The sequence below is a fragment of the Paenibacillus lentus genome (assembly GCF_042714055.1).
Taxonomy (GTDB): Bacteria; Bacillota; Bacilli; order Paenibacillales; family Paenibacillaceae; genus Fontibacillus; species Fontibacillus lentus_A.
On sequence record NZ_JBHGVC010000005.1, the window covers coordinates 567,816 to 583,061 of the forward strand.

At 46.4% G+C, this 15,246-nt stretch carries 11 protein-coding genes; 8 read left to right on the top strand and 3 right to left on the bottom strand.

Going from position 1 to position 15,246, the window contains the following annotated elements; translation table 11 throughout:
- Positions 1 to 24: 24 nt before the first annotated feature.
- The 4 genes from ACE3MQ_RS15090 to ACE3MQ_RS15105 all read left to right on the top strand — a co-directional run bounded on the left by ACE3MQ_RS15090 (position 25) and on the right by ACE3MQ_RS15105 (position 6,140).
- Positions 25 to 1,608: a response regulator gene (locus ACE3MQ_RS15090; protein ID WP_379393979.1), complete on the top strand. Its 1,584-nt coding sequence runs from the start codon at positions 25 to 27 to the stop codon at positions 1,606 to 1,608.
- Between the two features lie 3 nt (positions 1,609 to 1,611).
- The gene (locus tag ACE3MQ_RS15095; RefSeq protein WP_379393981.1) at positions 1,612 to 3,345 is read left to right on the top strand and encodes a sensor histidine kinase; all 1,734 of its coding nucleotides are present in this window, start codon (positions 1,612 to 1,614) and stop codon (positions 3,343 to 3,345) included.
- Between the two features lie 72 nt (positions 3,346 to 3,417).
- Positions 3,418 to 4,173, top strand: coding sequence for a metal-dependent hydrolase (locus ACE3MQ_RS15100; protein ID WP_379393983.1), 756 nt, complete (start codon positions 3,418 to 3,420; stop codon positions 4,171 to 4,173).
- Positions 4,174 to 4,442: 269 nt separating this feature from the next.
- Positions 4,443 to 6,140 (top strand): cellulase family glycosylhydrolase, encoded by a 1,698-nt coding sequence (locus ACE3MQ_RS15105; RefSeq protein ID WP_379393985.1) that lies wholly within the window; start codon positions 4,443 to 4,445, stop codon positions 6,138 to 6,140.
- Between the two features lie 148 nt (positions 6,141 to 6,288).
- On the opposite strand, the gene ACE3MQ_RS15110 is transcribed toward ACE3MQ_RS15105, so the two are convergent.
- The gene (locus tag ACE3MQ_RS15110) at positions 6,289 to 6,792 is read right to left on the bottom strand and encodes a hypothetical protein (protein ID WP_379393987.1); all 504 of its coding nucleotides are present in this window, start codon (positions 6,790 to 6,792) and stop codon (positions 6,289 to 6,291) included.
- 298 nt (positions 6,793 to 7,090) lie between these two features.
- On the opposite strand from ACE3MQ_RS15110, the gene ACE3MQ_RS15115 reads away from it, so the two are divergent.
- The 4 genes from ACE3MQ_RS15115 to ACE3MQ_RS15130 all read left to right on the top strand — a co-directional run bounded on the left by ACE3MQ_RS15115 (position 7,091) and on the right by ACE3MQ_RS15130 (position 12,115).
- Complete coding sequence (locus tag ACE3MQ_RS15115) at positions 7,091 to 7,633, top strand: RNA polymerase sigma factor (protein ID WP_379393989.1); 543 nt, start codon at positions 7,091 to 7,093, stop codon at positions 7,631 to 7,633.
- Complete coding sequence (locus ACE3MQ_RS15120; RefSeq protein WP_379393991.1) at positions 7,606 to 9,258, top strand: DUF4179 domain-containing protein; 1,653 nt, start codon at positions 7,606 to 7,608, stop codon at positions 9,256 to 9,258. The genes ACE3MQ_RS15115 and ACE3MQ_RS15120 overlap by 28 nt, the downstream gene beginning before the upstream one ends.
- 228 nt (positions 9,259 to 9,486) lie before the next feature.
- Positions 9,487 to 10,245 (top strand): SDR family oxidoreductase, encoded by a 759-nt coding sequence (locus ACE3MQ_RS15125; protein WP_379393993.1) that lies wholly within the window; start codon positions 9,487 to 9,489, stop codon positions 10,243 to 10,245.
- Positions 10,246 to 10,642: 397 nt separating this feature from the next.
- The gene (locus ACE3MQ_RS15130; RefSeq protein ID WP_379393995.1) at positions 10,643 to 12,115 is read left to right on the top strand and encodes a chitinase; all 1,473 of its coding nucleotides are present in this window, start codon (positions 10,643 to 10,645) and stop codon (positions 12,113 to 12,115) included.
- A 56-nt stretch (positions 12,116 to 12,171) separates the two neighbouring features.
- Here ACE3MQ_RS15130 and ACE3MQ_RS15135 read toward each other — a convergent pair whose 3' ends face one another.
- Together ACE3MQ_RS15135 and ACE3MQ_RS15140 are read right to left on the bottom strand one after the other, a co-directional pair.
- Positions 12,172 to 13,155, bottom strand: a complete 984-nt coding sequence (locus tag ACE3MQ_RS15135) for a hypothetical protein (RefSeq protein ID WP_379393997.1) — start codon at positions 13,153 to 13,155, stop codon at positions 12,172 to 12,174.
- A gap of 215 nt (positions 13,156 to 13,370) precedes the next feature.
- Positions 13,371 to 15,110 (bottom strand): SulP family inorganic anion transporter, encoded by a 1,740-nt coding sequence (locus ACE3MQ_RS15140; protein WP_379393998.1) that lies wholly within the window; start codon positions 15,108 to 15,110, stop codon positions 13,371 to 13,373.
- Positions 15,111 to 15,246: the final 136 nt, after the last annotated feature.

The window sequence follows — 15,246 nt, forward strand, 5'->3', positions numbered from 1 at the left end:
CCGTATTGATAAGGGGGATTGCGCATGTACACCTTGTTGCTGGTTGATGATGAAAGATATGTGCTTGATACTCTTGAACAATGCGTAGCTTGGGAAGAGATGGGCTTTGAGGTCGTGGGAACCGCCAAAAATGGCCGTGATGCGATGAACAAAACGAAGGAGCTGCGGCCCGATATTGTAATCACGGATGTAAAGATGCCGATTATGAATGGGATTGATTATGCCCGAGCCGCTCGCGCCATGTTCCCTCATTTGAAGATGATCTTCCTCAGCGGCTACGATGAATTTGATTATGTAAAATCGGCTTTGCAGCTGGAAGCAAGCGGATATTTGCTGAAGCCGTTGAATTTGGATGAATTGCGCTCGCTTATGGGAGTCGTTAAAGAGAAATGCAGCCAGGAAGAGCGGAATAGGCAATCTTCCGTAGCGCTGGCTGTTCAATATATGAAGGAATTGCTGTTCACAGACAATGACGTAGAGCGGGCTCGAAAGGCGGAGGAGATTCGCAAGCTAGGGGTAGCGTTCTTTGGTTATCCATTTCAGGCGAAGACATTTTTTGTTACGCTTCTTACGCTGGACGAGTATCGATTTCTCTCGGAGTTCGACCCGCAAGGTAAGGAACTTGCTGCGGATATGCGAAGTAGGATTAGGGAAGCGGCTGCAAAAATAAAAGCGCTTGTCACCGAGGTGGATGAGCGCCAATTTCTGATCGTCAGCCCGTCTCCACTGGCAGAGCCAATATTGGACTGGTATCGCAATCTGGGCGCTGCGTCCGCCTGGATGTCTGTATGCGCCGAAACACAGCCGATCGAACTTGAGGAGCTGCCGTTTATTAGGGAGCGCCTTCTTGATCAGAGAAATGAGCATGTATTTCTCTATGGCCCCGGGCATTATATCGCAGCGGATCATCAGGACAGCGCAGTGTTTAATACTTCCGACGAAATGAAAACGTTTCCTAGCATAGAGGAAGGAATGGGCTTCATATTGCAAGGTCTGCGAGAGGAGGCCGGCATGTGGGTCGGAGGGTATTTGCGGTCGCTGGATAATATTGATTTCGGGGCAGATCGGCTTCACGAAATCCGGAAAAGGGCGATCAGGCTGCTCGACCGGATTTATGAAACTTTGGTTATTCCGCATAAAGGGATTGGGGAGCTAATGGAGGACAAAACGATTGTTTATAACAAACTGGCGGTGATGGAGAGTTTACCCCTCCTGGAAAGGACGCTGCGTTCCTTGATCGGGACCTTGATAGACGCGATTCAGGAGATGCACACAGACAAGCATATGAATACCGTCAATCACGTGAAGGAACTGATTGCCCAGGAGTATAATCGTCCGCTCACCATTGAACATATAGCTGAACAGGTGTATATTTCGCCCAACTATTTACGGACGATTTTTAAGGAACGGACTGGCAGCACAGTGCTAGAATATATAACGCAAGTACGCATGGATCATGCTCTTGATTTGCTGCGCAGCAGCCCGCTGAAAATTCATGAAATATCCACCCGGATCGGTTATGAGAACACCTCGCATTTTTGTGCGATTTTTCATAAGTTTATTGGGATGACCCCAAATCAATACCGGCACCAGCTGCCGAGGCTGTAAACGATGATTCGCCGGCTTAAAGAATTTATGCTGAATTTGCCTATTCAGGGCAAGCTGCTGCTGTTTTTCGTCTTTGCGTCCCTGATTCCGCTGCTGTTTATCTCTGTGTATTCCTATAATGAGACCAAGCATCGGCTGTTAGAGCAGGCTTATGAAAATATGTACAACACGAACAGTCAAATCAACAATAACATCGAGAACCGGCTGGGTACGTTCCAGCAAGTATCCAGTTTGCTGTACATGGATTCTACCCTGCGGGAATACCTGACGAAGATATATATCCATGGCATCGATTTTGTTGAGGCCTACGAGTATATCAATAATCTGATGTACGGAGTCATGATGGCCAATAAAGATATTTATGGAGTTACACTATACACGGACAATTTGACGATCCCGTCAGACGGCATGTTTGTCAAGCATATCGACGAGGAAGTGAAGGGAGCAGAGTGGTATAAGGAAATAACGCAATCCTACGGGGATACGGTATATAGCGTCATGAAGGCAGATGGAAATCAGGGCTCCTTTTTTACATTGGCACGCCTGCTAAATAACTATTATTTGAATTATTCCTACGGGGTGCTGACGCTCGATGTTAAAGAAGAGATTCTGTATTCTCTCATGGAGAAAGAAACCCAGAGCAAGGATATCTACATTGTCAATAAAGATGGAATTATTCTATCCACGAAGGATAAAGCGTTGATCTCCAAGCGGCTGGCGGACAGGATTGGATCTGGCCCGTGGCTGAATGCCGGGAATGGCCATGCTTTTACGGAATTGGGGGGAGAACGTTCACTTGTTGTCTTCAACAGTATGGCGCTGGGCTGGAAGACCGTATCCGTTGTTCCGCTGAGCAAAGTTCTGGACAATACTAGAGCAGTCACAAACCGGATGATTCTAATCTCATCGGCTAGTGTTCTGTTTGCCATGATATTGATCGTGTGGACGACGCGTTATTTTTCCGGCCGGTTTCAAATGCTGTATCGCTTCATCCGCAAGGTGGAGAATCAGGATTTCAGCGAAGTGATTCAGAGTAAGAGCAAGGACGAGCTCGGTCAGCTGTCTGAGGCGTTTAATGCTATGTCCAGGCGGCTTAAGGAACTGATTAATGAAGTTTATAAAAAAGAAATCAACAAAAGAGAAGCTGAGTTGAATATGCTGCAAAGCCAAATCAACCCTCATTTTTTGTACAATACGTTATCCATTATCTCCTCGTCGGCACTGCGGAATCGGGATACGGAAGCAGCAAAAATCGTCGATCACCTGTCTTCCTTTTACAAGACGAGCTTGAATAAGGGAAAACGCAATATTACCATCGAAAAAGAGCTGGAGATTACCCGGCATTATGTTGCGATTCAGCAAATGAGGTTCGGCGAGCTGTTCCGGGTGCATTGGCAGATCGATGAATCACTGCTCCCTTATCAAACGCTCAAGCTGATGCTTCAGCCGTTCGTGGAAAATGCGATTCATCACGCCATTTGGGATGACGAGGCCCCGCTGAACATTATTATTCGTCTTTACAAAGAGACGGGGTGCATCTGCTTTGAGGTCATTGATGACGGAGCCGGTATCGGAGCTGAACAACTGCGCAAGATTAATTCGGTGGACACCGAATCGGGGTACGGTATTAGCAATGTGCGCCAGCGATTGCAATTGGCTTACGGGCCGGAGTATGGGGTTGCGATTTTCAGCAGATTGGGGATAGGTACTCAGGTGAAAATAACCATTCCGTTATAAGAAAGAATTTGTTATTATGTATCCCTATGCTGTGGAACCAGTCAGTCAGCCAGAGAAGGGATGTGATGACAATTGAATAAACAGGGACACTCTGCACTAGCCTTGCTGGCTGGATCGGTTACATCTGTAGCTGCACTAACGACTTCCCCAATGAGTACCTCCTTGGAGGTTATTGGTTTCGGAGGAGTGGTATGCGCAGCTTCGATCGTAGGTGGACTTGCCCCAGATTTGGATCATAAAACGAGTACGGCGAGCCAGAAGATCCAGCTGTCATCGAGGAAAAGAAAGCTCATGCGAGCATTGTCAGGGATATTCCTATTCATAGGATTCGTGTGGATTCTTCTAGGATATTCCATACAAGCCGGAGCGATTTGTATTGGTGCAGGTATTATGGCTGCCTGCTTGGCAAGGCTTAGAACGATCATACTTATCGCTAGCGGTGCTTTGATGCTGATAGGGTATGCCGCATATGATTGGCACTGGATGGCTCTATTTACGGGAATCGCTCTGCTCATCATGCCGTTCGTAAAACATCGTTGGATCATTCATTCTCCAGAATTTGCAATCGTCTTAAGTCAGGGACTTTTCATTTTTGGCAGTCAGTATTCAGGACTGGTTATGGCAAGTTGTCTAGGGTTTATGGTGGGCTGGTGGTCTCATTTATTTGGAGATATTTTTGGGAATGACGGGATACGTTCCTTGTTTGTTCCGAAGTTTAAAATAGCTCTTCGTTTATTCGATAACGGAGGGGCTGCCGAGCGGATGATTTCTAAACTGTGTCAGTTATTCAGCATTGTGGTCTGGGTATTTTATGGGTTTGTCCTCTGAATGCTAGTTTTCTATGTATAAAAGGCGAGAATGTAACGCTGTGGATGTAGTATATGATCCGGGCGTAACCTTTCTCGCCTTATTTTGTGTCCTCGATAGACATGCAGATCAGAATATAACGGAGAACGAGAGAGCATCGCTAATTTACACATGAATTATTCTCTAATTATTATGGTGCCTGTCATAAGGAAAATGTGATAAATTAGTTTTCGAAATCGCTTTCATGCCAAGATATGTAATTTAAATAAAGATGGTAAAGGAGAATTCAAATGAAGAAAGGTAGAAGCAGTAAGGTTTTTTTCTCAATTGCACTCGTTGTAGCGTTATTGGCAGCTGTCGTTCCTAATGCCGCTTTTGCTGCGGCTCCTCAGAGTTCAATGCAGTCTTATGTTGAAGCTATGCAGCCGGGATGGAACCTTGGAAATTCTCTGGATGCTGTCGGTGCAGATGAGACGGCATGGGGCAATCCGCGTATCACCAAGGAACTCATACAGAACATCGCGGCTCAAGGCTATAAGAGCATACGAATTCCGGTCACCTGGGATTCTCATATCGGCGCAGCGCCAAATTATCAAATTGAGGCTGCATACCTGAACCGGGTGCAGGAGGTTGTGGAGTGGGCTTTGGACGCTAACCTCTATGTCATGATTAATGTCCATCATGATTCTTGGTTATGGATCAGCAAAATGGAAACCCAGCATGATCAAGTACTGGCCCGTTATAATGCTATTTGGACGCAAATCGCCAATAAATTCAAGAACAGCCCTGACAAGCTGATGTTCGAGAGTGTCAACGAGCCTCGCTTTACGGATGGCGGAACGACCGATGAAGGAAAACAGCAAAAAATGCTGGATGAGCTCAACGTCTCCTTTTTCAACATTGTCAGAAATTCCGGCGGTCAAAACGCTACTCGTCCGCTTGTCCTATCGACGCTGGAAGCCTCTCCAACTCAGGAGAGAATGACGGCACTTTGCAATACGATCTCCAAGCTGAATGATAAGAATATCATTGCTACAGTTCATTTTTATGGATTCTGGCCATTTAGCGTAAATATCGCAGGGCATACCAAATTTGATGCGGAAACGCAAAATGATATTACAACGACCTTCGATAATGTATATAACACTTTTGTAGCAAAGGGAATTCCTGTGATTGTCGGCGAATATGGATTGCTTGGATTTGATAAACATACAGGTGTCATTGAACAGGGAGAAAAATTGAAGTTTTTTGAGTTCTTTGCCCACTATGTGAAGCAAAAAAGCATCTCCACTATGCTGTGGGATAACGGACAGCACTTTAACCGCACAAGCTTCAAGTGGTCTGATCCGGATTTGTTCAATATGATCAAGGCCAGTTGGACGGGGCGTTCATCCACGGCTGCCAGCGACCTGATCCATATAAAGCAAGGTACAACAATCAAAGATACTCCGGTTCAGCTCAATCTTAACGGAAATACGCTAACATCGCTTTCCGTGAACGGAACAACGCTGAATTCAGGCACGGACTATACGTTAAACGGAAGTACTTTGACTTTTAAAGCAAGTCAGCTAACCAAGCTGATCTCCTTGGGAAAACCGGGGGTTAACGGGACGATCGTGGCAAAATTCAATAAAGGCGCAGATTGGAAGTTTAATGTAGTGCTGTACAACACGCCCAAGCTGAGCAGTACGACGGGCACAACTTCCTCCTTTGTGATTCCGACCGCCTTCAATGGCGATCAGCTCGCCACGATGGAAGCGGTCTATGTGAACGGCGGCAATGCCGGCCCGCATAACTGGACCTCCTATAAAGAATTTGAGACAACCTTCAGCCCGGTGTATAGTGAGGGAAAAATCAAATTACAGCCGGCTTTCTTTAACGAAGTAAATGACGGCGCCGTAACGCTCAAATTCCACTTCTGGAGTGGGGAGACCGTCAATTATACGATTCAGAAAAACGGTTCAACCGTGACGGGTACGGCATCATAAGCGAGTTTGGCAAAAAGGATCGATATACTGTCTAATTTGATATCACCTTAATTGGAAGCAGTTACTTTCGAATAAATAGAAATGAAGCCCCAGCCAGTTGGCCGGGGCTTTGTTGCGTTTAAGGAAGTATATTCGAAGCGTCAGCATTTTATTTAGCTCGTCTCAGTTCGGCAATATCGGCTTCATGTGCAACGGAGCGGATGGATAATCTTTCGAGTATTTTCTCATGCTCCTGCTGGGTTTGGAGAACGATTTGCTGATTAGTTTTAAATACCGATACATCCTCACGGACTTGGTTCATGTGATCCGTTAGCTCTTCTACCTTTGTATTTGTGGCAGCAACAATATGAATTAACTGCTGGATGTGCTCGCCATGGCTGTTTAATTGAACATTGTGGCTTCTTAACTGCTCACTCTGCTCCTTAAGTTGTTCTTTGATTTCTTTGAACTGCTGATCGTGGCTTGTCAATTGCTCCCGAATCTCTTTGAACTGCTGGCTGTGGCTCTTTAACTGCTCACCCTGGCTCTTTAGCTGCTCGCCTTGGATCTTTAGTTGTTCGTCATGACTCTTCAACAAGTCGCCATGGCTGGCTTGGACTGCTTTGATTTCCTTAAGTTCAACTAAGATGAGATCTAGCTTCTGGTCAATCATGAGCTTGCACCTCACTAATTATTTATCCCCATCGGTTGAGGAGGCCTTGCTCTAATATTGGCATAGTTCAGCCTTAATGATGCCTTCTCATTAAAATAAGTCGACAGAAAAATAGGAACGTTTGTTTCTAAATCTATTATACTATATTTTGGGGAGATAGGATATTACATAATATTTGAAAAAAATTAAAGTGACGTTAGCTTTGTCTTTTGATGAGATGTATTTTTTATAAAATGAACGATTTCGGCCTCATAACGGTCATAGTTATCGAAACCTAAGCAAGGAGGTGCGTACGAAGGTGAACGACCGCGAGCTGTTTGAGGCTTATAAGGAGCAAGTGTATCGTCTCTGCTATTACATGCTGCAAAATCGCGGTGATGCTGAGGATGTATGCCAAGAAGTTTTCGTTAAAGCGATTCTCGCCGACAAATCGCAAATTCGCGAGCTCAGACCCTGGCTTCTGAGAATCGCGTCAAATGAGTGCAACAGCCTGCTGAAAAGACGTAAAAACGGGTGGGCAAAAGAAACACTCGCTTACCTGCTCTCCCGTCCACGGATCTCGAATAGCGTCGAAGAAAACTATGATCAACGGGAGTCACGGACAGCTTTTTACGAGCTGCTCAGCCGCCTGCCGGATAAGATCCGAATCGTCGTTATTTTACGTTATGTAAACGAGCTAACGGTTCCGGAAATTTCCAAGGTGATCCACATCCCGGAAGGAACGGTCAAATCCAGGCTGAACCGGGGGCTGGGTCTGCTGCGAAAAATGGCGGATTCTACAGGAAAACAAAAGGAAAAAGGAGAGAGTTTGGGATGGAGCAGTTCCGTGAAAATGAAATAAAGCAGCATCTACGGGGAGAACCTGAGCCGAATTATGACATGATGTGGACGGTCATTGAACACGAAGCTTCTAAACGGAGAATGGAGCCATCGCCTAATTCCCCAAAGAGATTTAATAAACGATGGGTTCCTGCGGCTATCATGGCCTTCTGCTTCCTATTCATCGGTGTTCCCGTGTTTGCAGGGGTCGCGCTGAATTGGAACCATCTGAGCGGCGGAAAAAGCATGACGGCTGCTCTGGATCAGGGTTATGGCCAGCGCTATGACAAGCAGGCGGTAAGCGAAGGCGTTACGATGAGCCTTCATGGCGTCGTGGCGGACGATGAGAAAATGAAGCTCCTTGTCTCGCTGGACACAGAGTTGGCCAGCATCGCATACGATGCCATAGAATTTGAACAAGTCCGGCTTACGGATTCTTCAGGCCAGAGCGTGCCACTACAGGGCCAGTTACAATTCGATGCGCAAAGCGGCAAGCTGCTGGGCATTTATGAGGCATCGGCTCAGCTGCAAAAGAAGAAGAAAAGGTATACTTTAACGGCTGAATCCCTCAATTGCTATCAATATAAGGAAGAGCCTCTAAGATTAGAGCCTCATTCTGGACAAATGATAACTACGGAGGTAAATCGTTTTCCAAGCCTACAATTCGAATCTGTGAAGGAAACGGACGGACAGATGATTGTCCGCTACAACATTATGACTTCTGGAGTAAAAGAGGAGCGTTGGGATCCGCATCTTATCCTGAAGACGAGCAAAGGAGGAACCGATCAAGGCGTCCGGACGATTCTTCCTCATAAGGGAGCTGGATTGCTTATTCAACAGGAGTTTGATCTTTCCGAGCAGGAATGGGCAGGGGCTGAGTTTTTCCTCAGTTACTTGGATAAGGCGGATCGAGTGGATGGCAGCTGGAAATTCGATTTTGATGTGGACGGCAAGAAGGCTGCGGAAGCTCTTGTATCCAGCAACCTCCAAGCGGATTCCGAGCTTGAGCGTATTGCGGGTAAATCATTGCAGCAGCTGCTCATTACGCCGCTGGAGATTCAAGTCGGTTACACGGAGGATCAATCCATGGAACGCATGAAGGAAGGATCCGTTTGGTATAATACGGTGCGGCTCGCCGTGGACGGTAAAGAGATCGATGGGGGCTTTAACCTTTTAGGAGACGATTCGAGCAGCTATCGGCATGTCTATCAATTTGAATCCCCGGAGTGGTATAAGGACTGGCATCAGGCATCCCTGCAGTTAGTATTGAAGGATGCGGTGGTCACGAAGCGGGATCTCACTAAAAATTGGGTGGCCCTTCAGCAGCCTAAAAAAGAGAAGCAGCATGTGCAGCTGGAGGTCGAGGATTTTCTCGTCAAATTTACTTACTATATGGACGGCGAAGACCTTATTGTAGAGTCGGAATCGGACTCGCCCCGTTTTAAGGTGATCAACCAATCCATGCTGCGAGCGGCAGGGGAAGATATATATCCTAAAATGGTCGCTCATGGCCCTAGTCAATCGGGGAAAAAAGTTGAACGCTACGAAAATCTGCAGCTATCGGGGAGCTTGGAGTTAAACCCTGGCTTCTACAGCTTCTTTGATCCTGAACGGGATATAGAGGTGCAATTGAATAAGGCACGATGACTTATATTGTTCAGACCACCAATCGATTGTGAAGTGACCCCAATTATTAGACATGATCTAACATTGGAGTTACAGTTCACTGAGATAAGGTGGTCTTTTTTCTCTACCGGTAGCAAAGTTGTAATTATAGGCCAGTTGAATTACCCTTAATGTAGTTACCTAAAAAATTGAATATTGTAACAACTATATTCACATTCTAACAGGTATGAACATGCGGGAGGGATTTTGATGAAGCTTCAGAATCAGGTGGCAGTTGTAACCGGGGCAGCGTCAGGAATGGGAAAACAAATCGCGTTGCTTTTTGCCAAAGAGGGTGCAAAAGTGGCCGTTTCTGATTTGAATCTGGATGGGGCAAACGCCACGGTCGAAGAAATTACTTCACTGGGCGGAACTGCATTTGCGATTAAAACGAATGTTGCCCTCGAAGAAGATATTCAAAATCTGATCGATACCACGGTTAAAACCTATGGGACGATTGATATTTTAGTTAATAATGCGGGAATTATGGACAATATGGAGCCTGCGGGCGATATTACGGACGAGCAGTGGGAAAGAGTTTTTGCGGTGAATACGACTAGCGTAATGCGTTCGACCCGCAAGGTTCTGCCGATTTTCCTGGAGAAGCAGAAGGGAGTCATCGTCAACGTGGCTTCGGCTGGCGGGCTGCAGGGCGCGCGAGCAGGGGCGGCATACACGGCATCCAAGCATGCTGTCATTGGATTTACCAAAAATACGGGCTTCATGTACGCGACGAAAGGCATCCGCTGCAACGCCATTGCTCCTGGCGGAGTGGAAACGAATATAGGCACATCGATGACAGGCATTAATCAATTCGGAGCCTCCAGGCAGCAGCTCGGCATGGCGATTAACCCACGCATAGGCAAATCCGAGGAAATTGCCAAAGTGGCCTTGTTCTTGGCTTCCGAGGATTCCAGCTTCGTGAATGGCACGGTCATCTCAGCCGATGCAGGCTGGACGGCTTACTAATAAAGAAAATACGCAATAACCGAAACGATTGATGTGAAGATTAAGGGTTCTTACAAGCAGCCTTACGAGTCAAAGCAGCGCGGCTTCCAACATTTTGGAGCCGTGCTTTTTGTTGTTTATTTTAAAACTCTAACGAATAAAGTGTCCATTGTCTTGTACATAAGATGTTAAAATTGATTCCTTTGCTCTATTGAGAAAATTTTACATATAATATAGATTATGCTTGGCAAATGATTCTTGTAGGATGTAGATAACCATGAATTGACTAACAAGAATAATGTAAGCGTTGTCAATGCTGTTGGTTGATATATTCTTATTTTATTTGAAAGGAGGTGATGCCCCGTTTGATCGTGGAGTATGAAGCCATACTGACAATTTATGAGGAGGGATTTTATTAATGAGAAAAGTTTTATTCGGAAAGTTGGGCAAGCCAGGAAAAATGTTGCCGTTGTTGGTCGTTTTAGCGCTGATTATGAGCTTGAGCCCGTTGGCAGCATTTGCAGCCGACCGGGGTGAGTGGGCACCTAATGTGTCCTATGCTATTAACGACACGGTGACGTATGGTGGAAAAACGTATAAGACTGTTCAATCCCACACATCACTAACGGGATGGGAACCGCCTAATGTCCCCGCCTTGTGGGCGCTTGTTCAAGGTGGAGGAGGTGGCGGGGGCGATACAACAGCCCCGACGGCTCCAACGAATTTAACGGTAAGCGGAGTCACCGCTTCGAGTGTAGCTCTATCCTGGTCAGCATCTACGGATAATGTAGGCGTGACAGGTTACGATGTATACCAGGGGGCATCGGTCGCCCTATCCGTAACGGGTACAACGGCTACGGTTACCGGACTCGCGGCCAATACGACCTATTCCTTTAAAGTCGTGGCCAAGGATGCTGCGGGTAATCGATCCCCAGCGAGCGCTACTGTGAATGCGACGACGACGGGAAGCGGCGGAGGCGGAGGCGGGGGACAGCTTCCGAAGCATACATTGACAGGCTACTGGCATAACTTCGATAATAACTCTATCAATTTGCGAGTGAGCGATGTATCAGAAAAGTATGATATTATCGTATTGTCGTTTGCTGAGCTAAATCCTGCGAAGCCAGGCGGAGTTACCTTCAGCGTCGACCCTACATTGTCGTCGACTTTAGGGGGATACTCGAATGCAGATCTTATCGCAGATATTCAGGCTAAGCGTGCTCAAGGGAAGAAGGTTATCATATCCATTGGCGGAGAAAAGGGCAATATTGATTTGAATAGCGCTTCGCCGAATGTAACGAATTTTGTAGACAGTATGTATGATATTATTACTCAATTTGGACTGGACGGTGTAGATATCGACCTGGAGCATGGCATGAACGTAACGAATCTGACCAATGCCATTCGTCAACTGCAGCAAAGAGTTGGAAGCGATTTCATCCTTACGATGGCTCCACAGACGATAGATATGCAAAATCCGAACACCTCTTATATGCAGCTCTATAACAACTTGAAGGATATTACATCCGTCATTAATGTCCAATACTACAATTCGGGTTGTATGTTGGGCCGAGATGGGAAATGCTACTCTCAGGGCACGATAGATTTCTTGACCGCCCTTTCGGATCTGACATTACAGTGGGTATCGCCTTCCCAATTAGGAATAGGTGTTCCCGCCACATCTTCAGCGGCAGGGGGAGGATATGTCTCTCCGACGGTTGTTAATAACGCGCTGAATTGCCTGGCAACCGGTAATAGCTGCGGCAGCTATAAGCCGGTGGCCAAATACCCGGATATCCGGGGGGCAATGACATGGTCAATCAACTGGGATGCGACGAACAACTACAATTTGGCCAATACGGTGAAGCCTTTCTTGCTTACGCTTCCTTAAGATTAGAAATGATAAAGCCTCGGTCGAAGCAACCGAGGCTTTATGATTTTGGGGAGTTATGCCATACTATGCTGCCCCATCCAAATATATACTGCCATCATAGCAAAAAACAATACACAGAAATTGATAGTAACGAACAGATACCGCAAAACAGGCCGACGGTGGAATTTGAACAAGGTTTTAAAGCTTTCATTGCCTTCAATAAGGAACATCACTAAAATCGTATGCATTACGGTATGTCCAACGATCTCTGTAAAACCAAATACAGTCGTGGTCGTAAGGAAAATTCCCGTCAATAGAAACGCGGTAAAGCGGTTCATTAGGCCGACGATTAAGGCCCAGGCCAAGCCCAGTTCAATAAACCCGCTGATTAAGACAAAATCCTCCACGGTAAATCCAAACGTAGGAATCCCATATTCATGCATTAATGAACATGCCAGCTTGGCGATCGTTAATTTCTCCATGGCTAACCAGGCAAGAGATAGCCCGGTCCAAATATACAGCATTGGTGCAGCTGTTCGCCGCAATTTAGGGCTATTTGCAACAAATAGGTAGTATATGATCCCAATATAGAACATGTAGTCAAGAAGGTGGAATATTCCATAGGATAGGATAGCAGTCATGTACAGGATGGTTAAGGAGGTTCCACTGACAATCAGGAGCTTACGGTTCAGCAGTCCGATTATGGCTATGAGAAGCAGAGCGTATATGAGCCAATGATCGGCTGGAAAAGATGGAGCAAGGTAGGTTCCGGTAGCAAGTTGAAGGATCAGGCCGATTCCGACCCCGATTCGCAGGATCGATAGTTGGAAGCGCTTTAAATTATTCAGAAACTGATGAGTTGCGCGAACGATTTTAACACGTTCCAGGGGTTCGCTGAGGACTGCGGCGATAAACAGGATGATTAATGTGAAGCCTAGCCAGAATATAAAAGCGGGTGTAATCACATTGGCAATAGGAAGTGGATACCAATGGGTATCTTCCGTAAACCATTTGACGTGCATGGATACGGGGGCCCACTTCAAAAGCCAAGAATTCATAAAATCTCTCAACTCCTTTATTTGTTAAATACAAATCATATCTCCCCGAATCATCGGTTGTTTTGAATCACCCCCTCTGACTATGACCGAACACATTATACCAATTTATAGAATCATAGCCAATCAAATTTAATTTCTCAAAATATTTCAATTGTTTTGACTGCTTTTGAGCTTGCGAGCAGCAAGAATCTTTTGGATGTTTATGCGAAAATAGATCAAGAAATATGTTTATTGTCCAAGCTCTTCTGACTGCTTAGCCCCGTACATTCGCGAAACGCATATTGGGTGCAGCCCAGGCACTGATTATACTGAATATTTTCTAGCGCATAGTTAAGGGCTTCTCCCGTATGATCGAAGAAACGATTTTCTCCGATCATTGCATATCCGCCAGTCTTAACTAGAAGCTCCCTAGGCTGCGCCCTCATGCCGGAAATAATGACGATGATTCCTCGCTTCATCAGACGTCCGACCAGGCTGGTGAAATTGGACTCTCCAGTCGTATCCATAAAAGGCACTCTTCCCATACGCAGCAGTACGACTTGCAGGTTCTGATCCTTGAGCAGCTTCTCTTCCAAGCTTTCCAAGACATGAGAGGCACCGAAGAATAACGTTCCTTGAATGGTATATATCCCGATTTGCGGACAGTCACGCTCCTCGGTTACCCGGTGGGCCTGCACCTTCTCTTTGCTGGAGGAGTGATCGGGCAAGACTTTGTCTACCGAAAGCATGCCGCTCATTCGCTTGATGAACAGAATGACGGCCAAGGCAAGCCCGGCTTGAACGGCCACTGTTAGGGTCGTGAATACCGTCAGCAGAAACGTGACAAGCAGGATCAACGAATCCCCGGTGCGTGTTTTGAGCATATGGAAGAAGGTTTTATACTCGCTCATGTTCCAGGCTACGACCATTAATATTGGAGCCATGCTTGCCAGCGGAATACTGGAGGCATACGGCGCGAACAGGACGACGATCATCAGCACGACGATGCCATGGATGACTCCTGACATCGGGGAAGCAGCGCCGTTCTTAATATTCGTAGCCGTCCGGGCAATGGCGCCGGTAGCGGGGATGCCTCCAAATAGAGGAGCCGCGATATTGGCTACCCCCTGTCCGATCAATTCCCGATTGCTGTTGTGGCGGGTTCCGGTCATTTCGTCAGCTACAACGGCGGATAATAACGACTCAATGCTCCCGAGCATAGCGATGATCAAAGCGGGCTGCAGCATCAAGAGAATGCGATCCCAGCTTAATTCAAGCGGAGCAAAGCTGGGCAATCCCGCAGGAATGGGCCCATAAGCTGAGCCGATTGTCGTTACCTTGCCCGGAAACAGCCAAGCAGCAGCCAAAGTAGAGACAATAATGCCAACGAGTGAGGCGGGAACCTTAGGTAAAAATTTAGGAGTTAAAATAAGTGCGGCCAGACATATGCCGGCGATCAATACACTGTGTAGATTCAAAGAGGATATCCGCAGGAAAATCTCTTTCATGTTATAGAAAAAATATTCATGCCGCTCCACGCCCTCAAGCCCCAGAAAGTTAGCAATTTGTCCGCTGAAAATAATGACGGCAATCCCGGAAGTAAAGCCGATGGTGACCGGCTTCGGAATGAATTTGATTAATGAACCCAGCCGGAGAAGCCCCATCAGCACGAGAAATACGCCAGCCAAAAATCCGGCGATCAGCAGGTTTTCATATCCGTACTGCATGACGATCGCCAGCAGAATCGGAATGAACGCCCCGGTCGGGCCGCCGATCTGGAATTTTGAACCGCCAAGCAGCGAGATCAGAATCCCGGCAATGATCGTCGTATACAGTCCATACTCGGGCTTTACGCCTGAAGCAATGGCAAAAGCCATCCCTAGAGGAATGGCAACAATCCCGACGATACAGCCCGATACTAAATCCTTGCGAAATGCATCTGCAGAGTAACCACTAAATCGTCCTATCCATTTCATTTATTTACCCTTCTTTTCTAATATTTTCTTGCCCTTAAATTTCAAATAACCCCGCGGAAGGCGGGGAATTTGATCTTACTTGTTTAATTTGCAGGAGCTGTTTTGACGTTCCACCAACTGTTTTGCGATGCTGATC